At 64.1% G+C, this 21,792-nt stretch carries 20 protein-coding genes and 1 pseudogene; 13 read left to right on the top strand and 8 right to left on the bottom strand.

Translation table 11 applies throughout. The annotated features are described in order from the left end of the window. Positions 1-258 precede the first annotated feature (258 nt). Together ACZ9A3_RS27095 and ACZ9A3_RS27090 are read left to right on the top strand one after the other, a co-directional pair. Positions 259-939, top strand: a complete 681-nt coding sequence (locus ACZ9A3_RS27095) for an SDR family oxidoreductase (protein ID WP_045197095.1) — start codon at positions 259-261, stop codon at positions 937-939. Between the two features lie 115 nt (positions 940-1,054). Next, on the top strand, positions 1,055-2,410 hold the full coding sequence (locus ACZ9A3_RS27090) for an 8-oxoguanine deaminase (RefSeq protein ID WP_195885619.1): 1,356 nt from the start codon (positions 1,055-1,057) through the stop codon (positions 2,408-2,410). 4 nt (positions 2,411-2,414) lie between these two features. Here the strand turns inward: ACZ9A3_RS27090 and ACZ9A3_RS27085 are convergent, their stop codons facing one another. Continuing rightward, the gene (locus ACZ9A3_RS27085; RefSeq protein WP_093376411.1) at positions 2,415-3,503 is read right to left on the bottom strand and encodes a calcium:cation antiporter; all 1,089 of its coding nucleotides are present in this window, start codon (positions 3,501-3,503) and stop codon (positions 2,415-2,417) included. A 146-nt stretch (positions 3,504-3,649) separates the two neighbouring features. Between ACZ9A3_RS27085 and ACZ9A3_RS27080 the strand changes: the two genes are divergently transcribed. Next, positions 3,650-4,603 carry an adenosine deaminase gene (locus ACZ9A3_RS27080; protein WP_476253305.1) on the top strand — a complete coding sequence of 318 codons (954 nt, stop codon included), beginning with the start codon at positions 3,650-3,652 and terminating at the stop codon, positions 4,601-4,603. Positions 4,604-4,812: 209 nt separating this feature from the next. Here ACZ9A3_RS27080 and ACZ9A3_RS27075 read toward each other — a convergent pair whose 3' ends face one another. Further along, the gene (locus tag ACZ9A3_RS27075) at positions 4,813-5,529 is read right to left on the bottom strand and encodes an ArsR/SmtB family transcription factor (RefSeq protein WP_476253304.1); all 717 of its coding nucleotides are present in this window, start codon (positions 5,527-5,529) and stop codon (positions 4,813-4,815) included. Positions 5,530-5,961: 432 nt separating this feature from the next. After that, positions 5,962-6,879 (bottom strand): LysR family transcriptional regulator, encoded by a 918-nt coding sequence (locus ACZ9A3_RS27070; RefSeq protein ID WP_045197085.1) that lies wholly within the window; start codon positions 6,877-6,879, stop codon positions 5,962-5,964. A gap of 117 nt (positions 6,880-6,996) precedes the next feature. On the opposite strand from ACZ9A3_RS27070, the gene ACZ9A3_RS27065 reads away from it, so the two are divergent. Next, positions 6,997-8,010, top strand: coding sequence for a zinc-binding alcohol dehydrogenase family protein (locus ACZ9A3_RS27065; protein WP_476253303.1), 1,014 nt, complete (start codon positions 6,997-6,999; stop codon positions 8,008-8,010). Positions 8,011-8,135: 125 nt separating this feature from the next. Next, on the top strand, positions 8,136-8,300 hold the full coding sequence (locus ACZ9A3_RS27060; protein ID WP_176794194.1) for a hypothetical protein: 165 nt from the start codon (positions 8,136-8,138) through the stop codon (positions 8,298-8,300). On the opposite strand, the gene ACZ9A3_RS27055 is transcribed toward ACZ9A3_RS27060, so the two are convergent. Then, complete coding sequence (locus ACZ9A3_RS27055) at positions 8,284-9,465, bottom strand: multidrug effflux MFS transporter (protein WP_123565040.1); 1,182 nt, start codon at positions 9,463-9,465, stop codon at positions 8,284-8,286. The genes ACZ9A3_RS27060 and ACZ9A3_RS27055 overlap by 17 nt on opposite strands. A 114-nt stretch (positions 9,466-9,579) precedes the next feature. Continuing rightward, positions 9,580-9,777, bottom strand: coding sequence for a heavy-metal-associated domain-containing protein (locus ACZ9A3_RS27050; RefSeq protein WP_045197079.1), 198 nt, complete (start codon positions 9,775-9,777; stop codon positions 9,580-9,582). Between the two features lie 147 nt (positions 9,778-9,924). Here ACZ9A3_RS27050 and ACZ9A3_RS27045 point away from each other — a divergent pair, with 147 nt between their 5' ends. From ACZ9A3_RS27045 to cueR, 3 genes are read left to right on the top strand one after another with little or no spacing between them, the layout of a single operon-like run. Beyond that, the gene (locus tag ACZ9A3_RS27045; RefSeq protein ID WP_045197115.1) at positions 9,925-10,311 is read left to right on the top strand and encodes a hypothetical protein; all 387 of its coding nucleotides are present in this window, start codon (positions 9,925-9,927) and stop codon (positions 10,309-10,311) included. A gap of 54 nt (positions 10,312-10,365) precedes the next feature. Then, positions 10,366-12,768: a heavy metal translocating P-type ATPase gene (locus ACZ9A3_RS27040; protein ID WP_476253302.1), complete on the top strand. Its 2,403-nt coding sequence runs from the start codon at positions 10,366-10,368 to the stop codon at positions 12,766-12,768. Then, complete coding sequence (cueR, locus tag ACZ9A3_RS27035) at positions 12,765-13,169, top strand: Cu(I)-responsive transcriptional regulator (RefSeq protein ID WP_010221738.1); 405 nt, start codon at positions 12,765-12,767, stop codon at positions 13,167-13,169. The genes ACZ9A3_RS27040 and cueR overlap by 4 nt, the downstream gene beginning before the upstream one ends. Before the next feature lie 5 nt (positions 13,170-13,174). On the opposite strand, the gene ACZ9A3_RS27030 is transcribed toward cueR, so the two are convergent. Beyond that, positions 13,175-14,068 (bottom strand): PA4780 family RIO1-like protein kinase, encoded by an 894-nt coding sequence (locus tag ACZ9A3_RS27030; protein WP_045197075.1) that lies wholly within the window; start codon positions 14,066-14,068, stop codon positions 13,175-13,177. Positions 14,069-14,348: 280 nt separating this feature from the next. Between ACZ9A3_RS27030 and ACZ9A3_RS27025 the strand changes: the two are divergent. Both ACZ9A3_RS27025 and ACZ9A3_RS27020 read left to right on the top strand, forming a co-directional pair. Continuing rightward, a pseudogene (locus ACZ9A3_RS27025) lies at positions 14,349-15,437 on the top strand (HAMP domain-containing protein); the annotation flags it as partial. A 90-nt stretch (positions 15,438-15,527) separates the two neighbouring features. Continuing rightward, complete coding sequence (locus tag ACZ9A3_RS27020; protein WP_404944413.1) at positions 15,528-16,295, top strand: methyl-accepting chemotaxis protein; 768 nt, start codon at positions 15,528-15,530, stop codon at positions 16,293-16,295. 3 nt (positions 16,296-16,298) lie between these two features. Here the strand turns inward: ACZ9A3_RS27020 and ACZ9A3_RS27015 are convergent, their stop codons facing one another. Continuing rightward, positions 16,299-17,087 carry an AraC family transcriptional regulator gene (locus ACZ9A3_RS27015; protein WP_213602537.1) on the bottom strand — a complete coding sequence of 263 codons (789 nt, stop codon included), beginning with the start codon at positions 17,085-17,087 and terminating at the stop codon, positions 16,299-16,301. Positions 17,088-17,174: 87 nt separating this feature from the next. On the opposite strand from ACZ9A3_RS27015, the gene ACZ9A3_RS27010 reads away from it, so the two are divergent. Further along, the gene (locus ACZ9A3_RS27010; RefSeq protein ID WP_476253301.1) at positions 17,175-18,197 is read left to right on the top strand and encodes a bile acid:sodium symporter family protein; all 1,023 of its coding nucleotides are present in this window, start codon (positions 17,175-17,177) and stop codon (positions 18,195-18,197) included. Here ACZ9A3_RS27010 and ACZ9A3_RS27005 read toward each other — a convergent pair. After that, a complete protein-coding gene (locus ACZ9A3_RS27005) occupies positions 18,184-19,461 on the bottom strand; it encodes an acetyl-CoA C-acetyltransferase (RefSeq protein WP_093376436.1) in 1,278 nt (425 codons plus the stop codon). The genes ACZ9A3_RS27010 and ACZ9A3_RS27005 overlap by 14 nt on opposite strands. A gap of 116 nt (positions 19,462-19,577) precedes the next feature. Here ACZ9A3_RS27005 and ACZ9A3_RS27000 point away from each other — a divergent pair, with 116 nt between their 5' ends. Together ACZ9A3_RS27000 and ACZ9A3_RS26995 are read left to right on the top strand one after the other, a co-directional pair. Next, positions 19,578-20,930: a 3-oxoacyl-ACP reductase gene (locus ACZ9A3_RS27000; protein WP_476253300.1), complete on the top strand. Its 1,353-nt coding sequence runs from the start codon at positions 19,578-19,580 to the stop codon at positions 20,928-20,930. A 2-nt stretch (positions 20,931-20,932) separates the two neighbouring features. Further along, positions 20,933-21,787, top strand: coding sequence for a MaoC family dehydratase (locus ACZ9A3_RS26995; RefSeq protein WP_476253299.1), 855 nt, complete (start codon positions 20,933-20,935; stop codon positions 21,785-21,787). Positions 21,788-21,792: the final 5 nt, after the last annotated feature.

The following is a 21,792-nucleotide window of genomic DNA, read 5'->3' as shown; positions in this document are numbered from 1 at the left end:
GCAGAAGAACGATCATATTTTGATCAAGATTTCATGACAGCGCTTGAACTGGCGAAAAATCAGTAAGTTATCCCCAGTTATTGCGCATGCAAGCCACCACTACACGGCTTGTACCCAGCCTGCATGCTTGCACACAAATACTGTGGAGCAAGCTGTGGATAAGCCGTGCACCCCTGCGCCAACAGCTTGCCGGGCCACGGCTTGGCTAGACTGGTTATTCTTTGATCAACGTTTGATAACCCTCGAAAGGAGTTCTCCATGTCCACGAACAAAATCGCCCTGATCATCGGCGCCTCGCGCGGCCTGGGCCTTGGCCTGGTGCAACGCCTGGTGGAAGACGGCTGGAACGTGATCGCTACCGTGCGCGACCCGGCCAAGGCCGATATCCTCAGCGCCCTGCCCGGCGTGCAGGTCGAAACCCTGGAAATGAACAGTGGCAGCCAACTGGATGCCCTCCAGCAACGTTTGCAGGGGCAGGTGTTTGACCTGCTGTTCGTCAATGCCGGGGTCATGGGCCCGGGTGACCAGAACCCTGAGCGCGTGCAACTGGCCGATGTGGGCGAGCTGTTCCTGACCAATGCCGTATCGCCCATTCGCGTGGCCCAGCGCCTGGCCCCGCAACTGCGCGAAGACGGCGTGCTGGCGTTCATGAGTTCGATCCTTGGCAGCGTCGCCATTCCCGACGGCAGCGAGATGTGCCTGTACAAGGCCAGCAAGGCGGCCTTGAACTCGATGATCAACAGCTTCGTTACTCTGCAACAGCCACAGCAAACCGTCCTGGCCATGCACCCGGGCTGGGTGAAAACCGACATGGGCGGGGAAAACGCCGAGATCGACGTGCTCACCAGCACCCGCGGCATGCTTGAGCAGATCAAGGCCAATGCCGGCAAAGGTGGCTTGCAATTCATCAACTACAAAGGCGAAAGCCTGATCTGGTGAAACCTCGCGCGGTGGGTGTAGACTCGACACCTCGCCCACCGCGGCGGACCTGGATCAGCAGACAGGGCAACACTGAGCTGGCTAACCTGAACCCACTTTCAGAGGAGCCGGCACCATGCCTGCGACCCGTATCTGGTTGAAAAACCCCCTGGCCATCTTCACCGCCAACACCCTCGACGCCCGTGGCGGCCTGGTCATCGAAGACGGCCGTATCAACGAAGTTCTCGGCCTAGGGCAAGCCCCGGCCCGCCCCTGTGGACAAGTCTTCGACGCCCGCGAACACGTGGTGCTGCCGGGGCTTATCAACACCCACCACCACTTCTATCAGACCCTGACCCGCGCCTGGGCGCCGGTGGTCAATCAGCCTTTGTTCCCCTGGCTGAAAACCCTCTACCCGGTCTGGGCCCGGCTGACCCCGGCCAAGCTTGAACTGGCGACCCGCGTGGCCCTGGCCGAGCTGTTACTGTCGGGCTGCACCACTGCCGCCGACCACCATTACCTGTTCCCCGATGGCCTGGAAAACGCCATCGACGTGCAGGTCGAAGCGGTGCGCAAACTGGGCATGCGCGCCATGCTCACCCGTGGCTCCATGAGCCTGGGCGAAGCCGACGGCGGCCTGCCGCCGCAACAGACAGTGCAACAGGGCGAAGTGATCCTGGCCGACAGCCAGCGACTTATCCACAGCTACCACGAGCGTGGCGACGGTGCGCAGATCCAGATCGCCCTGGCCCCCTGCTCGCCGTTCTCGGTCACCCCTGAGATCATGCGCGCCAGCGCTGACCTCGCCGCAGAGCTGGACGTGCGCCTGCACACCCACCTGGCTGAAACCCTCGACGAAGAAGACTTCTGCCTGCAGCGTTTCGGCCTGCGCACGGTCGATTACCTCGACAGCGTCGGCTGGCTCGGGCCGCGCACCTGGCTGGCCCATGGCATCCATTTCAATCCAGACGAGATCGCCCGCCTGGGCGCCGCCGGCACCGGCATCTGCCATTGCCCGAGTTCGAACATGCGCCTGGCTTCGGGCATCTGCCCGACCCTGGAACTGACCGGCGCCGGCGCGCCAGTGGGCTTGGGCGTGGACGGTTCGGCCTCCAACGACGCATCGAACATGATTCTCGAAGCGCGCCAGGCCCTGTACCTGCAACGGCTACGCTATGGCGCCGAAGCGATCACCCCGGAGCTGGTGCTGGGCTGGGCCACCCGCGGCTCGGCGCAGTTGCTCGGGCGTACCGACATCGGCGAACTGGCGGTGGGCAAACAGGCTGACCTGGCCTTGTTCAAACTCGATGAACTGCGCTTCTCCGGTAGCCACGATCCACTCTCGGCGCTGCTGCTGTGCGGCGCCGACCGCGCCGACCGGGTCATGGTCGGCGGCCAGTGGCGGGTGATCGATGGCCAGATCGAAGGCCTCGACGTGCAGAAACTGATCGCCGATCACCGTCAGGCCGCCGCCCAGTTGATCGCTGGCTGAAGGCTCAAAGGCCGAGCAATGCCAGCATGATGAAGGTGGCGAACAGCACGAAGTGGGTCATGCCCTCGATCGCGTTGGTTTCGCCATCGTTCAGGTTGATCGCGCTGACAATCAGGGTGATGAAGATCATCACCGTTTGCACCGGTGTCATGGCCATCTGGAACGGCTGGCCAGTGTAGAGCGCCATCGCCTCCATCAGCGGAACGGTCAATATCACCGTGGACAGCGACGCGCCCAGGGCGATATTGACCACCGACTGCATGCGGTTGGCCAATGCTGCGCGCAAGGCAGTGAGAATCTCCGGGGCGGCAGAAATGGCCGCCACCACAATTGCCATCAGCACCGGCGGCGCGCCGCTGCCTTCGAGGCCGTAGTCCAGGGTGTGCGACATGACTTCGGCAAGCAGGCCGATGATCACCACGCCGCTGACCAGAATCGCGATCGAGCGGACTTTATTCACCGGCGCCGGTGTACCGCCCTGCGGGTCGCGGCGCTTTTTCTGTGGATAGCTGTAACTGAAGAAGTAACTGTGCGGCCCGACCTGCATGCGCAGGAACAAGGCATAGAGCACCACCATCGCGGCGATGGTGAACCCCGAATAGAGCTTCCAGTCGGCCCGCGGAATGAACTCCGGCACTACCATCGACACGCCCATGGCAGTCATGATCATCACGCTGTAGGTGCGCGCCGAATCATCGTTGTACGACTGCTCGCCATGCTTGAGCCCGCCCATCAGCGCGGCCAGGCCGAGGATGCCATTGATGTCGAGCATCACCGCCGAATAGATGGTGTCCCGCACCAGGGTCGGCGACGCCTGGTTGCTCATCATGATCGCCAGGATCAGCACCTCGACCATCACCGCCGACAGGGTCAGGATCATGGTGCCGTAAGGGTCGCCGACTTTTTCCGCTAGCAGCTCGGCGTGCTGGGCCACGCGCATCGAGGCACAGATGATCGCCGCCACCAGCACCGCGCCGGCAAACAGCGCCAGGCCATGGCCATGTCCGAGCAGCTGGCCCTGCAGCGGCCAGGCCAGCGCGGCCAGCAGCACTGCGAGCAGCAGCGGCTTTTCCTGATTAAGAAGTGCAAGCATCGGCGGCCCTGCGCAGGTGGGTACTGGCTAGTGACTGTAGTCACTGTAGAAGGTTTCCCCGGCCAACCGCCTGGTCAGCTTTCTCCGCGCGGGCAGCGCAAGCTCTGTAGAATGGCGGCAACCGCACCTGATGAGATTTCACCACTATGTACGACTGGCTTAACGCTCTGCCCAAGGCAGAATTGCACCTGCACCTGGAAGGATCGCTGGAGCCCGAGTTGCTGTTCGCCCTGGCCGAGCGCAACAAGATCGCCCTGCCCTGGAATGATGTCGAAGCCCTGCGCGACGCCTACGCGTTCAACAACCTGCAAGAATTTCTCGACCTCTACTATCAGGGTGCCGACGTATTGCGCACCGAGCAGGACTTCTACGACCTGACCTGGGCCTATCTGCAGCGCTGCAAGGCGCAGAACGTGATTCACACCGAGCCGTTCTTCGACCCGCAGACCCACACCGATCGCGGTATCCCTTTCGAAGTGGTGCTCAACGGCATCAGCGGCGCACTCAAGGATGGCCAGCAACAACTGGGCATCAGCAGCGGCCTGATCCTCAGCTTCCTGCGCCACCTCAGTGAAGTAGAAGCGCACAAGACCCTCGACCAGGCCCTGCCGTTTCGCGATGCCTTCATCGCCGTCGGCCTCGACAGCTCGGAAATGGGCCATCCGCCGAGCAAGTTCCAGCGCGTGTTCGACCGTGCCCGCAGTGAAGGCTTCCTGACCGTTGCCCACGCCGGTGAAGAAGGCCCGCCCGAGTACATCTGGGAAGCGATCGACCTGCTCAAGATCCAGCGGATCGACCACGGCGTGCGCGCCATCGAGGACGAGCGGCTGATGCAGCGGATCATCGACGAGCAAATCCCGCTGACCGTCTGCCCACTGTCCAACACCAAGTTGTGCGTGTTCGACCATATGAGCCAGCACAACATCCTCGACATGCTCGAGCGTGGCGTGAAGGTCACGGTCAATTCCGATGACCCGGCGTACTTCGGTGGCTACGTCACCGAGAACTTCCAAGCCCTGCATGAACACCTGGGCATGACCCAGGAACAGGCACGGCGCCTGGCGCAGAACAGCCTGGATGCGCGGTTGGTCAAACCCTGACGGGCGGAAGGTGGGAACGGATTCGCCACGAAGGGTCGCACAGCGGCCCCAAAGACCGGACTGCGATGCAGTCCTTCGCGGCGATCCGACGTACCGGTGAATCTGCTCCCACTCCGCCCCCCGGAAGTTGTGCCAACCCCGAGTGTCACGGCATCTGCCTTCGGGCGCATTGTCAGCAGCGACCTCGCCAGACACCGTACCTCCTGGGTTCAGCCAGCAGTCTTCAACACGGCAACCTGGGCCATACGGTTGATGTGAGCCAGACCTGCGGCACTGATCTGCAGCATGCGCGAGGTTTCACTCTCGCGGATCCAGCCAGACTGCAAGAACAGCTTGAGCAGGCTACTGCCCAGCGCGCCGCCCAGATGCGGGCGATGATCGCTCCACTCACTGCAACAGCGGCAACTGCTGAAGCTTCGACGTTGATGCTGGGCCAGCGCCTCGATGAAAATGCCGTAGGTGGCGAACTGGCTACGTCCATACTGGGTGACTTCGATGTGCTGCTCGCTGCCCTCCAGCCAGCCAGCATCGAACAGGCGCTGATAAAGGTCCGCCGCCAGCTCGCCCCCCAGGTGATCACCGCACAGCCTCGCCCGGCGCATGGACAACGGGATGCCGCCCACCTCTTGTTCGCGGCTGTCTTCGGGGGTTTTGACCTGAATACTGGCCAGCGCTTCGACAGCCGCGCCGACCTCCGGCGCGGCCAGCCTGAAATAACGTTTGCGCCCCCGCGGCTCCAGCTTCAACAAGCCACTGGCCGACAACCTGGCCAGGTGGGCACAGGCCGAAGAAGGCGTCAGCCCGGCCATGCTGGCAAGCTCATCGGAAGGACGGGCCATACCATCGATCAAGGCCCATAGCATTGCACTGCGTTTCGGGTCGGCCAACAAGCTGGCGATCTGGCTGATACTTGTTACTGGCTTCATATCTCAAACTCCCTGCGAGATCATGTCTGATATCGATTGATTAACCATGTCGGCAGCATTTACTGCGAGGTGTCCGATGCCAGAAAAGCAGGAAGTGGAAGTTATCAGAACGTCGTGTGAGAGGCGTCAGTTGCCGCCCTGGACATGGAAGTATCTCTCGCTGGAAATGACTGCTGGATCCATTATAAGCCGCGTTGCGCGAACTTAATCCGGCGGATCTCCATGGTATGGGCAACCTTGGCAGGGGCCGTCTTCAAAGGCTCTGCAGAGACGTTTGCACATCTGCAGCCCAAGCCCCACGTTACATATCTTGCCCGCAACTGGCGGATTATTCTTGACGTTATATCGCCAGATAAAACCTACAATAAATTTTACTGTAACTCACAAATGCTACCTGCTAACCACGTAGGAATGTGGGAAATTCAAATTACTTTAGCCTGTAATGCCAGGCAACTTCTCAAACAATGCCTGACAACGAGCTCGAAGCATATTTCGCAACAACTGCACCGGCTTGCCCAGTTGCGCCCGGTGCGTGCACATCAGGTTCAACGGCGCGGCTTCACCATGCACGTGAGGCAACAGTAACCTCAAGCGCCCGGCCTGCACGTCATAGGCCACATCCAGCCAGGACTTGTAAGCGATGCCGACACCCGCCAGCGCCCAGCGCCGAACCACATCGGCATCGTCACAAAAGCGATCGCCGCTGACGCTCACGCCCACCTCATTGGCGCCCTCGCCAAAGCGCCAATGGTCATGCACGCGGTTGCCAAGCTGGTACAGCAGGCAATTGTGCTGGGCCAGATGCGCGACTTCCATCGGCGCGCCGTACCGGGCCAGGTAGGCGGGTGAGGCACACAGCACCCGACGGTTGTCCGCGCACACTGGCAAGGCCACCAGGCTTGAGTCTTCCGGGGCGCCATAGCGCAGGGCGATATCGGCCGGCTGGCGAAACAGGTCGGCATTGCGGTCGCCCAGCAACAGGCGCAGGTTCAGTTGCGGATGTTCGTGCTGCAGTTCATCGAGCCACGGCAACAGTACGTTGCGACCAAAATCGGACGGTGCCGACAACAGCAAGGTACCGCTGACTTGATCCTGCCCATGGGCCAGGATTCGCCGGCCCTCCTCCAGGCTCGCCAGGGCGGAACGGGCATGCTGCAAAAATCCCTCGCCCTCGGCGGTCAACCGCAGGTTGCGGGTCGAACGCGCCAGCAGGCGCACGCCCAATTGCTGCTCCAGACGCTTGAGCGAGGCGCTGGCCACCGCCGGTGACAAGTCGAGCAGGCGCGCCGCCGCCGACAGGCTGCCCAGTTCGGCGGCACGAACGAACAACTGCAGATCATCGATACGCACCCAACACACCCGCCATTATCAAAATAATATTGAAAGTATCTGTAGTTTTAGCGGCTTTTAACCGCAAGTGAAAGCACCAATCATGGCCCGCATTGACCACCCCACCGAGGAATCTCCATGAAAGCCATTGCCTACTATCGCTCCCTGCCCATCAGCGATGCAGCAGCCCTGCAGGACATCGAACTGCCAGCCCCGGAGCCTGGCCCACGCGACTTGCTGGTGGAGGTGCGGGCGATCTCGGTGAACCCGGTGGATACCAAGGTGCGCCAGAACGTGCAGCCAGAGGCTGGCGCCGCCAAGGTGCTGGGCTGGGACGTGGCCGGGGTGGTCAAGGCGGTGGGCAGCGAGGTCAGCCTGTTCCAGCCGGGTGACAAGGTCTACTACGCAGGCTCCATCGCCCGTGCCGGCGGCAACAGCGAGCTGCACGTGGTGGATGAGCGCATCGTCGGCCACATGCCGAAAACCCTCGGCTTTGCCGAAGCGGCGGCGCTGCCGTTGACCGCCATCACGGCCTGGGAGCTGCTGTTCGAACGCCTGCAAATCGCTGAAGGCCAGCAGGACCTGGGCCAGAGCCTGTTGATCGTCGGTGCCGCCGGCGGGGTCGGCTCGATCCTCACGCAACTGGCCAGCAAACTCACCGGCCTCAGCGTGATTGGCAGCGCCTCGCGCCCGCAAACCCAGGACTGGGTCCGTGAGCTAGGTGCCGATAACGTCGTCGATCACAGCCAGCCGCTGGCCGCCGCACTCAAGGCCCAGGGTATCGAGCAGGTCACCCACGTGGCCAGCCTGACCCAGACCGACCAGCACCTTGATCAACTGGTCGAAGCCCTGGCACCGCAAGGCAAACTGGCGCTGATCGATGATCCCAAACAGCTGGACGTGACCAAACTCAAGCGCAAGAGCCTGTCGCTGCACTGGGAGTTCATGTACACCCGCTCGCTGTTCGAAACCGCCGACATGCTCGAACAGCACAAGCTGCTCAACCGGGTGGCCGAACTGATCGACAGCGGCACGCTGAAAACCACCCTCGGCGAACACTTCGGTACCATCAATGCCGCCAACCTGCGCCGCGCCCATGCCCTGCTGGAAAGCGGTGCGGCCAAGGGCAAGATCGTCCTCGAAGGCTTCTGAAAAGGCGCGCCCACCTCGTTTACGGGGTGGGCGCGACCGTCAGTCCGACAACTGATCCAGGTCATTCCGCTGCCCGTGGCCGGCGCTACAATGCATCAGCCAACGCCAACCTCAGGTATGCAGATATGAATATCCAGGTCAGTGCATCAGCAAAAAAGCCCGGCTGCCCCTGGCAGGTCCAGCTCGACCAGCACGTGGTCAGCTTTCGCAGCGAGGCCGAGGCCCGCGCCTTCGTCAACACCCTGCAAACCCGCCTCCAGGCACCCCACCCACTCAAACGGAGCGGCTGAGGTTCAGCCTGCGGGTGAGCATTGCCACGCTCACCACCGCCAGGCCACACAGGCTGATGACGATGGCCATCGGCACCGCCGTGCCGTCGTGCAGCACCCCCACCAGCGCCGCCGCCGCGGCCGCCACACTGAACTGCAGGCAACCGAGCAGGGCTGAAGCGCTGCCGGCACGGGCGCCCTGCCCGCTCATGGCGCAGGCCGAGGCATTGGGGATGATGCAGCCGAGGCTGGCGATACAAATGAACAACGGAATCAGCAATGGCCACAGCGCTGCCGGGTGCAGGGCGCTGATGCCCAGCAAGGTCAGGCCCGCCGCCAGGTAAACCCACACCGCCCGGGCCAGCAAGAAGGCCGGGCCACGCTTGGCCAGCAGCCGTGCGTTGACCTGCGCCACCAGAATGAACCCCGCTGCGTTACTGCCGAACAGCCAGCCATAGTGCTCGGCCGGCACCCCATAGAGCTTGATGAAGACGAACGGCGAGCCGGCGATGTAGGCAAACATGCCAGCGATGGCGATACCGCCGGTCAAGGCGTGGCCGAGGAAGATACGGTCCTTGAACAGCCGGCCGTACTGGCGCAGCGAACCGGACAACGGCGGGCGTGGCTGGTTGGCCGGCAGGCTTTCCGGCAGGCCCAGGGCCACGGCCAAAGTGCACAGGGCACTGAACAGGGTCAGGGCAATGAAGATCGACTGCCAGCCGTACAGGTTGACCATCAGGCCGCCGAGCATGGGCGCCAGGATCGGCGCCAGGCCCATGACCAACATCAGCTGCGAGAAGACCTTGGCCGATCCCACCGCATCGCACTTGTCGCTGACGATTGCCCGCGACAGCACCATCCCGGCGCAACCGCCGAGGGCCTGGACGAAACGCGCCAGAATCAATGCATCAAGGCTCGGGGCGAAAGCGCAGGCCAGCGACGCCAGGGTGAACAGGGTCACCCCGACCAGCAGCGGAATGCGCCGGCCAAAGCGGTCGGCCACCGGCCCATAAGCCAGTTGGCCCAGCGACAGGCCAAGGAAGTATGCCGCGAGGGTGGTCTGGATGTGCTTCTCGTCGGTGCCAAAGGCCAGTGCCATGGCCGGGAAACCGGGCAGGTAGAAGTCGATCGCCAGGGGCCCGAACGCACTCAAGGCGCCGAGAATCAGGATGGTTCGCAGGTTCATCGGAAATCCGTAGCAGGCTAAGCAAGTCCGCTAGTCTAACCGCCCTGCCGGGGTTTCGCTGACAGAGTTACGCCTGCGCGATGAATCTTTTAGCCACCGCGCGGGCGTCGGCGGTCAGGCTGGCTCGGCGCCGTAGCCCTCGGCACGAATTGCCTTGAGAATATTGTCTGCCGGTAAATCGCTCTGCACTTTAACCTGCTTGCGCGCCAGATCGATCTCGACCACAGCCTCATCATCATGCTCGCGAACGGCACGCGTGATAGCTTTGGCGCAATGGCCGCAGGTCATTCCTTGAACAGTGAATACTTGCATTGCAACAGCCTCCTGTGGGGTTTGAGCGCAGTTTCAAGCTTGCCATCGGGGCAAGGTCAAGTGCGAGGATTGCCTGCCGGGCTGGAAATCAGCGCGCCGCTCCGCCAAGCTGCAAGCCTGAGAATCGATTTGCAGGAGTTTGAATTCATGCGCAGGGCAGCTTTGGGCCTTTTCGGCCTGCTGGGAGTAATGGGCCTGGTGCCCGCGGCCAGTGCCGAGGGCAACGCCGACTACAGCATTCTGACCATTTCCCGCGAGCGCCTGGAAGTGGCGACCTCGTGCGAGATCGGCGTGTACCTTAATGACCAGCTTTCGGCGCGGCTGTTCCAGGAACAGTCGACCTCGTTCAACCTGCCGCCGGGCAAGGTCGCGGTGCGCCTGCGCCTGCTGCCGGCACAGATGCCGGGCTGCCAGAACGGCCTGGAGAACCAGCGCAACCAGAAGCTCACGCTTAAGGCCGGCGAGATCAATAAATACCGCATCGCCGTGGACCAGAATGGCCTCAAGCTGATCAGGGCCGGCCTGGGCTATTGACCTTCCCCGCATGGCAAGGTTGATGCTTGAGGCCTGTCCAAGGAGGAGTGCCCCATGTCCGCATCTACCACGTTCGACCTGCCGATTGCCGGCATGACCTGCGCCAGCTGTGCTGGCCGGGTCGAGCGCGCCCTGCGCAAGGTCGTCGGTGCCGAACAGGTCAGTGTCAACCTGGCCACCGAACAGGCCCGCATCCAGGCCCCGGCCGACAGCTTGCCGGCGCTGGTCGAAGCCGTCGAACAAGCCGGCTACAGCGTGCCCGCGCAAACCCTCGAGCTGCAGATCGGCGGCATGACCTGCGCCTCCTGCGCCGGGCGCGTCGAGCGCGCCCTGGCCAAGGTCGCGGGCGTGCAGCAAGTCACCGTCAACCTGGCCAACGAACGCGCCCACCTGCAGCTGCTGGGCCAGGTCGACAGCAACGTGCTGATCGATGCCGTCAGCCAGGCCGGCTACAGCGCCAGCCTGCCGCAGAGCGCCAAGGTCAACCAGGCCGACGCCGAACGCCGCCTGCGCAAGGAGCGCTGGTCGGTGGCCCTGGCGGTGCTGCTGGCCCTGCCGCTGGTGCTGCCAATGGTCCTGCAACCCTTCGGCATCCACTGGATGCTGCCGGCCTGGGCGCAGTTCGTGCTGGCCACCCCGGTGCAGTTCATCCTCGGTGCGCGTTTTTATGTCGCGGCCTGGAAAGCCGTGCGCGCCGGGGCCGGCAATATGGACCTGCTGGTGGCCATCGGCACCAGCGCCGGTTACGGCCTGAGTCTCTACGAATGGGCCACAGCCAGCGCCGGGGTCATGCCGCACCTGTACTTTGAAGCATCGGCGGTGGTGATTGCCCTGATTCTGCTGGGCAAGTACCTGGAAAGCCGCGCTAAGCGCCAGACCGCCAGTGCCATCCGCGCCCTGGAGGCCCTGCGCCCGGAGCGCGCGCTGTTGCTGGTCGACGGCCAGGAACGCGATGTCGCCATCAGCGAGCTGCGCCTGCATGACCTGGTGCTGGTCAAGCCCGGCGAGCGCTTTCCGGTCGATGGTGAAGTCGTCGAGGGCCAGAGCCACGCCGACGAAGCACTGATCAGCGGCGAAAGCCTGCCGGTACCGAAGCAACCGGGCGACAAGGTCACCGGTGGCGCGATCAACGGCGAAGGCCGCCTGCTGGTCCGCACCCTGGCGCTGGGCACGGAAACCGTGCTGGCACGCATCATTCGCCTGGTCGAAGACGCCCAGGCGGCCAAAGCACCGATCCAGAAACTGGTCGACCGGGTCAGCCAGGTGTTCGTCCCCGCCGTGCTGGTGCTGGCGCTGATTACCCTGGTGGGCTGGTGGCTGAGCGGCGCGCCGATTGAAACCGCGCTGATCAACGCCGTCGCCGTGCTGGTAATTGCCTGCCCGTGCGCCTTGGGCCTGGCCACACCGACGGCAATCATGGCCGGCACCGGCGTCGCGGCCCGCCACGGCATCCTGATCAAGGACGCCGAAGCTCTGGAACGCGCCCATGCAGTGAATCGCGTGGTGTTCGACAAGACCGGCACCCTGACTTCCGGCAGCCCGCGCATCGTCCACAGCCGTGCGCTGGTCGGTGACCAGGCACAGCTGCTGCAACTGGCCGGCGCCCTGCAGCGCGGCAGCGAGCACCCGCTGGCCAAGGCGGTGCTCGATGCCTGTGAAGAGCAAGGCCTGCGGGTCGCTGATATCAGCAACAGCCAGTCGCTGACCGGCCGGGGTATCGCCGGTAGCCTCGACGGTCGCGAGCTGGCCCTGGGCAACCGCCGCCTGCTGGATGAAAGCGGCTTGCAGCCTGGTGAGCTGGCCGTCGATGCCCTGGCCTGGGAAGCCGAAGGCCGGACCCTGTCGTGGCTGCTCGAACGCAGCCCGCAGCCGCAGGTGCTGGGCCTGTTCGCCTTCGGCGACAGCCTCAAGCCTGGCGCCGGGCAAGCGGTTCGCCAATTGGCCGGGCAAGGCATCAGCAGCCACCTGCTGACCGGCGACAACCGCGGCAGTGCCAAGGTGGTCGGCGAAGCCTTAGGCATCACTGACGTGTATGCCGAGGTCCTGCCTGCCGACAAGGCCGCCACGGTTGCCACGCTCAAGCAGTCCGGGGTGGTGGCCATGGTCGGCGACGGTATCAACGACGCCCCGGCCCTGGCCGCTGCGGACATCGGCATCGCCATGGGCGGCGGCACCGACGTGGCCATGCAGGCGGCAGGCATCACCCTGATGCGCGGTGACCCGCGCCTGGTACCGGCGGCCCTGGAGATCAGCCGCAAGACGTACGCCAAGATCCGCCAGAACCTGTTCTGGGCGTTCATCTACAACCTGATCGGCATTCCCCTGGCCGCCTTCGGCATGCTCAACCCGGTGCTCGCCGGCGCCGCCATGGCGCTGTCGAGCGTCAGCGTGGTGAGTAACGCGCTATTGCTGAAAACCTGGAAGCCGACCACCCCGCCTGAGGACGATGCCCAATGAATATCGGCCAAGCCGCCCGCCGCTCGGGCCTGAGCGCGAAGATGATCCGCTACTACGAGTCGATCGGCCTGCTCAAGCCGGCCCTGCGCAGCGACAGCGGCTATCGCCTGTACCAGCAGGAAGACCTGCACCAACTGGCATTCATCAAGCGCTCGCGGGACCTGGGGTTTTCATTAGAAGAAGTCGCCCGCCTGCTGACCCTGTGGCAGGACCGCCAGCGCGCCAGCGCCGACGTCAAGGCCCTGGCCAGCCAGCACATCGACGACCTCAACCGGCGCATCGAGGAACTGGTGAGCTTGCGTGACACCTTGAGCGAACTGGTTGCCCACTGCCAGGGCGACGACCGCCCGGACTGCCCGATCCTCAAGGACCTGGCAGCCGGCGGCAGTTGCTGTCACTGACGCGTTTACTGGAGCCAGGGCGGCGCCGGTTCTTCGTCCTTGACCGTACCCCGCTCGGCGTCGGCCTTGGCCGCACGCCGGCGGGCTTCATCGATGCGCGCCGCGTCGATCTCGCGCATGACACCGTCAACGTCGGCACTGTGCTCGTCATCGGCGAACACCCCGGTCAACGGGCTTTCCGGCAACAGCTTGCCGGCCTGGTACAGGGCCCACATTTCACGGGCATAGCGCGTCTGCTTGAGCTCCGGGGCAAAACGGCCGAAGTAGGCGGCCATGTTGCCGACATCGCGCTCGAGCATGCTGAACGCGTGGTTGTTGCCAGCAGCGTCGACCGCTTGCGGCAGGTCGATGATCACCGGGCCGTCTGGCCCGAGCAGCACGTTGAACTCCGAAAGGTCACCATGGACCAGGCCGGTGCAAAGCATCAGCACGATCTGGCGAATCACGAAGGCGTGGTATTCGCGGGCCTGTTCAGGCTCCAGGTGTACGTCGTTCAGGCGTGGCGCGGCGTCGCCATGTTCATCGGCGACCAGCTCCATGAGCAGCACGCCATCAAGAAAATCATACGGCTTGGGTACCCGCACACCGGCATTGGCCAGGCGGAACAGCGCCGCCACTTCGGCGTTCTGCCAGGCGTCTTCTGCCTCTTTGCGGCCGAACTTGGAGCCCTTGGCCATGGCCCGGGCCTGGCGGCTGTTGCGTACCTTGCGGCCTTCCTGGTACTCGGCGGCCTGGCGGAAACTGCGCTTGTTGGCTTCTTTGTAGACCTTGGCGCACCGTAGCTCCCGACCGCAGCGGACCACATACACCGCAGCCTCCTTGCCACTCATCAGCGGTCGTAGTACTTCGTCGACCAGTCCATCTTCAACCAGCGGTTCAATGCGTTTTGGAGTCTTCATCGGTTTCTGTCGGGGGTCCTGTCTGGCCAAACACGGGATTGTTATAGGTCACAGGTTCTGCAACCTGCTTGTCGCTGAAGCAAGACCGCACTGCGTTGTAACGGCAATCAGCCTGACTTGCCATTCTTTTTCTGCCCGAAGGCGACCAAACGGTCACAAAATTCGGCAATTACCAATAAACACGGGGGATTTCCCCCAAGTAACACTTTATTTCCAGAGCACACGGCCGATGTAGTCTGCAGCAGCCTCGTACGTTTACAAGAAAAATTCTGGAGCGCGGATGAACATAAAACAAAAACTGACCTGGGCCTTCGCCGTAATCGCCGGCTTGCCGGTGATTCTGGTCGCCACCCTGGTGGTCCTCAACCTGCGCAGTGAAGCCCGCGAAGGCTTCGTCGACGGCAGCAGCCGCGAGATCCGCCAGGTGGCCAACGCCATGCAACTGTTCTTCGAAGGCATCAGCCAGAACGTCGACTACCTGGCCACCCAGCCACTGGTCAGCGCTACCGGCGGCGAGGTGAAAAAGTACCTGGGCGCCGATGCCGCGCAAATCGCCCTGGGCGAGCATGACAAGAAACTCTACGACTTCTTTGCCAGCCTCGCCGCCAGTCATCCGGCCTACTCCTACGTGTCCTACGGTCTGAGCGATGGCGGTTACGCGTTCTGGCCGGGCGATGCGAAAATGGCCAACTACGACCCGCGCCAACGCCCCTGGTACCAGGCGGCCATGGCCACCCCGGGCAAGACCCTGCGCACCGACGCCTATTACTGGGCCGGCGATGACGCCGTGCTGGTGAGCACCGTGCGCGCCGTGGCCAACCAGCTCGGCAACCCCGGCGGCGTGGTCAATATCGACGTCTCGCTCAAGCAGCTGACCGAGATCGTCAAGCAGATCAAGCTCGGTGAAAGCGGCTACCTGATGCTGCTCGAAGACAACGGCAACGTGCTGGTCGACCCACGCGATCCGGGGCACAACTTCAAGCAGCTGGGCAGCCTCGGCGAGGGTTACGCGCAATTGGCCAAGGCCGGCAAGGGCCTGGTCGAAGTCGAGCTGGACGGCGAACGCTACATGGCCAACATCTGGCCTTCGGAGCAACTGGGCTGGAATTTCATCGGCCTGATCCGCCATGACGAAGTGATGCACACCGCCACCCAGCTGACCTGGCTGGTCGCCGCTATCGCCATCGTGCTGGCGGCGGTGTTCGCCCTGGTCGGTGCGACTTTTGCCAAGCTCATCGTGCGCCCGATCCACAGCGTCACCAGCGGCCTGGAAGGCATCGCCCAGGGTGAAGGCGACCTGACCCGCAGCCTGGAGGTGCGCGGGCGCGACGAAACCGCGCAACTGGCCAACTGGTTCAACCAGTTCCTGGCCGCGATCCGCAACCTGATCCAGAGCATCGGCCAGGCGGCGAACAAAATCCTCGCCACCTCCAGCAGCTCGACCCAGGTTTCCCATGACATGGCCGAAGCCGCCGGGCGCCAGCGCGAAGCAGTGGACATGGTCTCGACCGCCTTCCACGAAATGGTCGCCACCGCCAACGAAGTCGCCCGCTCCTGCAGCCAGGCCGCCGATTCCGCCGACAGCGGCCAGCAGCAGGCCCGCGAAGGCCAACAGCAGATCGACGCGGCAGTGCAAAGCGTTGATCGCCTGAGTCAGGAGATCGAACAGTCGGCGCAGTCGATGCAGCAACTGGAGCGCGACAGCAATGCCATTCAGTCGATCCTCGGCACCATCCGCTCGATTGCCGAGCAAACCAACCTGCTGGCCCTTAACGCCGCCATCGAAGCTGCGCGCGCCGGTGAACAGGGCCGCGGCTTTGCCGTGGTCGCCGACGAAGTGCGGGCGCTGGCCAAGCGCACCGCCGACTCCACGGCAGAGATCGACCACCTGCTCGGCAACCTGGCCAACCGCACCAGTGAAGTGGCCCAGCAGATGCACGCCAGCCTGGAAGTGTCGCAACAGTCGGTCAGCCGTATCGGCCAGGCGCGCAACAGCTTCGGGCAGATCCGCGAGTCGGTGGACATCATCCGCGACATGAACACGCAGATCGCCACCGCCGCCGAAGAGCAGCACCAGGTGGCTGAGGACATCAACCGCCATATCAGCCAGATCCATGGTGATGCACAGCTGGTGGCGGAGCTGGCCAATTCGGCGCGCCAGGACTCGCAGAGCCTGGCCGGCTTGTCCAACGAGCTGGATGCGCTGGTACGGCGCTTTCGCACCTGAGGGCTACAGGCGCAGCTCGCCCGGGGTAAAGCCGAACAGGCCCTTGAAGGCGGCGATGTAGGCCGAAGTGGAGTCGTAACCGCAGCCCAGCGCGGCTTCGGTGACGCTCTGCCCGGCCTCCAGCGCAGTCAGCGATGACAACAGGCGCATGCGCTGGCGCCAGCCGCGAAAGCTCAGGCCGGTTTCGCGCTGGAACAGGCGCGTCAGGGTTTTTTCCGAGGTGTTCAGGCGCTGCGCCCACTGCGCGAGCGTCTGGCCCTGCTCGGGCTGTTCGAGCAGTTCGTTACACAGCTCGAGCAAGCGCGGGTGCTGCGGCAACGGCAGCGAAAAGCCCACCTCCGGCAGCGCCCGCAACTGGTCGAGCAACACCGCGACCAGCCGTGCCTCGGCGCTGTCGCCCTCGGCATAGTCCACCGGCAACAGGCAGAACTGCTTGATCAGCTCGCGGGCCAGCGGTGTCACCTCCAGCACCCGGCACTGCCCCGGGGCCCAGCTGGCTTCTTCGCGGCGAACATACAGGCTGCGCATCTCGGCCTGCATCGAGGTCAGCACCTCATGCTCGACTCCGGCCGGAATCCATACCCCCCACTGCGGTGGGGCAAAGTAGCTGCCGTCAGCGGTATAGACCCCGAGCACGCCGCTGATCGCATACGAGAACTGCACCCAGTCATGCCGGTGGCGTGGCGTCCACGAGCCGGCACCGAGGCTTTCGGCGCGGGCATACAGGGGCCGGGGCAAGCGCTCCAATTGGGGAATCGCCCGAGCGTTGAGTTTTTGTCCGTTACTCGGCATCAGTTGGCCTTATGTCGCAAGACGGTAAGCACTTGCCGAGCGTAGCCTCTGGGCTCGATGAATACAAAATGATTCGCAGGCCCGCCTATGCAAGCGCTCAAACACCTCAAACGCGTAGTAACCGACTGGTTCCTCTGCGGCATGTTCCTCGCCACCTTCCTCGCCTGGCTGTTCCCGCAGTTCGGCCGTAGCGGCGGAGCGCTGCATGCCGAGGTGGTGATCAATATCGGCGTGTTCCTGGTGTTCTTCCTGCACGGCATCAACCTGTCCAGTGAACAGATCCGCCACGGCCTGAAGAACTGGCGCCTGCACCTGATGGTCCAGGGCTGTACCTTCCTGGTCTTCCCGCTGCTGTGGTGGCTGGGCAATAAAGTGCTCGGCAGCCAGTTGCCGGCGCTGCTGATGCTGGGTTTCTTCTATCTGTGTGCCCTGCCCTCAACCATTTCCTCGTCGGTAGCACTGACCGGCAGTGCCGGCGGCAACGTGCCGGCGGCGATCCTCAATGCCAGCCTGTCCAGCGTGCTGGGCATCTTCCTCACCCCCTGGCTGGTGAGCCTGGTGCTCGGCAGCGGCAGCGACGGCATTGATCTGGGCGCAACCCTGCTCGACCTGTGCGCACTCCTGTTGCTGCCGCTGCTGCTCGGCCAGTTGCTGCGGCCCTGGTTCGGGCGCTTTTTCGCCCGGCACAAGCGCTACACCAATGTCATGGACAAGCTGGTGATCCTGCTGCTGGTGTATGCGGCGTTCTGCAACTCGATGGTTTCGGGCATGTGGCAGCAGCAAGGCGCCTCGGTAATCGCCATGGCCCTGGTGGGCAGCGCCGTGCTGCTGGGGTTGATTCTGCTGCTGACCACCCGCACCGCGCGGGCCCTGAACTTCAGCCCGGCGGACGAGATTGCGGCGGTGTTCTGTGCCAGCAAAAAATCCCTCGCTGCTGGCGCACCGATGGCCGCGCTGATTTTCGCCGGGCACCCGGGGCTGGGGCTGATCCTGTTGCCGATCATGATCTACCACCCGTTGCAGCTGATCGTCTGCTCGATCATGGCCGAGCACTACGCCAGTCGCCCGGCCCGGCAAGCCAGCCCGGCGGCGCTGGTCAACGCTCGATGATCGCCGTTACCCCCTGACCGCCGGCGGCGCAGATCGAGATCAGGCCACGGCCCTTGCCGGCATTGGCCAGCAGCTTGGCCATGTTGGCCAGAATGCGCCCGCCGGTGGCGGCGAAGGGATGCCCGGCAGCCAGCGAACTGCCCTTGACGTTGAGCTTGCTGCGGTCGATTGAGCCCAGTGCGGCATCCAGGCCCAGACGGGTCTTGCAGTACTCGGGGTCTTCCCAGGCCTTGAGGGTGCACAGCACCTGCGCGGCAAAGGCTTCGTGGATTTCGTAGTAGTCGAAATCCTGCAGGCTCAGGCCGTTGCGCGCCAGCAAGCGGGGCACGGCATAGGCCGGGGCCATCAGCAGCCCTTCATGGCCTTTGACGAAATCCACTGCGGCGGTTTCGCCATCGACCAGATAGGCCAGCACCGGCAAGCCGCGCTCGCGGGCCCAGTCTTCACTGCCCAGCAGCACCACCGAGGCGCCGTCGGTCAGCGGTGTGGCGTTGCCGGGTGTCAGCGTGCCCTTGTCGCTGCGCTCGAACACCGGCTTGAGGCTGGCGAGTTTCTCCAGGGTCAGGTCCGGGCGCAGGTTGTTGTCGCGGGTCAGGCCCAGGAATGGGGTCAGCAGGTCGTCGTGCCAGCCTTCGGCAAACGACGCGGCCAGGTTGTGGTGGCTGCGCAGGGCCAGTTCGTCCTGATCCTGGCGGGGAATGTGCCAGGTCTGCGCCATCAGCTCGCAGTGCTGGCCCATGGACAGGCCCGTGCGCGCTTCGCCATTGCGCGGTAACTCGGGCTTCAGATGCCCGGGGCGCAGGTGCAAGAAGGCCTTGAGCTTGTCGGCGGTGCTGCGCGCGCGGTTGGCTTGCAGCAGTATCTGGCGCAGCCCTTCATTGACCGCAATCGGTGCATCGGAGGTGGTGTCGACGCCACCGGCAATGGCGCTGTCAATCTGCCCCAGGGCAATCTTGTTGGCCACCAGCAGCGCCGTTTCCAGCCCCGTGCCACAGGCCAGTTGCACGTCGTAGGCCGGGGTCTGCGGCGATAGCCGCGAGCCGAGCACGCTTTCGCGGCTGATGTTCATGTCACGCGAATGCTTGAGCACCGCGCCGCCCACCACCTCGCCCAAACGCAGGCCATGCAGGCTGTAGCGCTCGATCAGCCCTTCGAGGGCAGCGGTGAACATTGCCTGGTTGCTGGCCTTGGCATAAGGGCCGTTGGAGCGGGAGAACGGAATTCGATTGCCGCCAATGATCGCGACCCGGCGCAATGAGCGCATACGTAACATCCTCTTTTACGAAACGGTCCGCTACAGCGTAGGTGTTTTTTGCCCAGTCGAACGACCAATGGCCAATCATGGTCCACACTTTGAAGCTATTTCAGGGAGAACCGCACATGAGCGACCGCTATATCGACTTCGCCAACTCCGACCTTGGCCGCCGTCTGGTAGGTGCCGTCGGCCTGCCCAGCCCGGCGCGCCTGGAACGTTGGCAAGCCGGCCGCCTGCGGCCGATCGAGGGCGCCCTGCTGCTCGGTGGCGGGTCGCTGGCAAAGACCGTCGAAACCTTCGCCAAGCGCCTGACCGATGAGTTGTACAGCTTTGCCAGCCCCGACCTTGAGGCCAGCGAATGGGTGGCAGGCTTGGGGCCCAAGCTCAAGGCGGTGGTGTTCGATGCCAGCGAACTGGACGATATCGACCAGCTCAAGCAATTGCGCGAATTCTTCCAGCCGCTGCTGCGCAGCCTGGCGCCCAGCGCCCATATCGTCATTCTCGGCCGCGCCCCGGAACAACTCGATGACCCGCTGGCGCAGGTTGCCCAGCGTGCCCTCGAAGGCTTCAGCCGCTCGCTGGCCAAGGAACTGCGCGCCGGCGGCACCCTGCAACTGTTGTATGTGAACGAAGCGGCCGAAGATCAACTCGAAGGCGCCCTGCGATTCTTTCTTTCGCCCAAAAGCGCGTTCATCTCTGGCCAGGTCCTGCGCCTGGAGGCCTGCGGCACAGCGGTCCAGGACTGGAGCCGGCCGCTGGCCGGGCGCAAGGCGCTGATCACCGGCGCCGCCCGTGGCATCGGTGCGGCGATTGCCGAAACCCTGGCCCGCGATGGCGCCGAAGTGATCCTGCTCGATGTACCGCCGGCCAAGGCCGACCTTGAGGCCCTGGCCGCGCGCCTGGGCGGGCGTAGCCTGGCCCTGGACATCTGCGCTGCCGACGCCGCGGCACAGTTGCTTGAAGGACTGCCCGACGGCATCGACATCGTCGTGCACAACGCCGGCATTACCCGCGACAAGACCCTGGCCAACATGACCCCGGAATTCTGGGACTCAGTGCTGGCGGTCAACCTCAAGGCTCCGCAACTGCTGACCCAGGCGCTGTTCGACAGCGGCGCCCTGCACGACAACGCACGTATCGTGCTGCTCGCTTCAATCAGCGGCATCGCCGGCAACCGTGGCCAGGCCAATTACGCCGCCAGCAAAGCCGGGCTGATCGGCCTGGCCCAGGCCTGGGCACCGAAGCTGGCCGAGCGCGGCGCCAGCATCAACGCCGTGGCCCCCGGGTTTATCGAAACACGCATGACCGCGGCAATTCCCTTCGCCCTGCGCGAAGCGGGGCGACGCATGAGTTCGCTGGGCCAGGGCGGTCTGCCCGAGGATGTCGCCGAAGCGGTGGCGTGGCTGGCGCAACCGGGCAGCGGCGCGGTCAATGGCCAGGTGCTGCGGGTTTGCGGCCAAGCCGTGATGGGGGCCTGAACATGAGCCGCACATGGATCGAGTTGGGCAGCACGGCGGCGCTTTCCGGGCTGTACCTGCGCGCCGCGCGCAAGCGCAAGATCAGCGGCGACCGCCTGCCCGGCACTGGCTTGCGCTGCCACTTGAGCGTCGACCCGCAGCAGCTTGAGGCTTACCGCAAACTCTGCCATTTCAGCGACGACGGGCGCCTGCCGCCGACCTTCCCGCATGTCATGGCCTTCGCCCTGCAGATGCAGTTGCTGACCGCAAAGGACTTTCCCTTGCCGCTGCTGGGGCTGGTGCACCTGCACAACAGCATTCGTGTGCTGCGCCCGCTGGGCGGCATCAGTCGCCTGCGTTTTAGCGTGCATGTAGAGAACCTGCAGCCCCATGAAAAAGGCGCCACCTGCGACCTGATCACCGAAGCCGAAGACGGCCTCGGCCTGATCTGGTCCGAAACCAGCCGCATGCTCTGCCGAGGGCTGAAACTGAGCGGCGACGCGCCTGCGGTAGACGAGCCCGAAACCCTGCCCTTGAGCGAACTGACCCGCTGGTACGCCGACAGCGATATCGGCCGGCGTTACGCCAAGGTCTGCGGCGACTACAACCCGATCCACCTCAGTGCCGCCAGCGCCAGGCTATTCGGCTTTCCTACCGCCATTGCCCATGGCATGTGGAGCAAGGCCATGGCCCTGGCCGCCTTGCGCGGGCACCTGCCGGTCAGTGGCTATGAGATAGGGGTGGGCTTCGTTAAACCGGTGCGCCTGCCCAGCGAGGTGATCCTCAATGCCAGCCCGGCCGCGGCCGAGGGCCAGTTGCAGCTCGACGGCCATGGCGAGCTGGTGCACATGCGCGGCGCCTGGCGGCCACTGAGCTGACAGCG

The organism is Pseudomonas sp. TE4620, from assembly GCF_056279045.1.
This window is presented reverse-complemented; position numbering and strand designations above follow the sequence as displayed.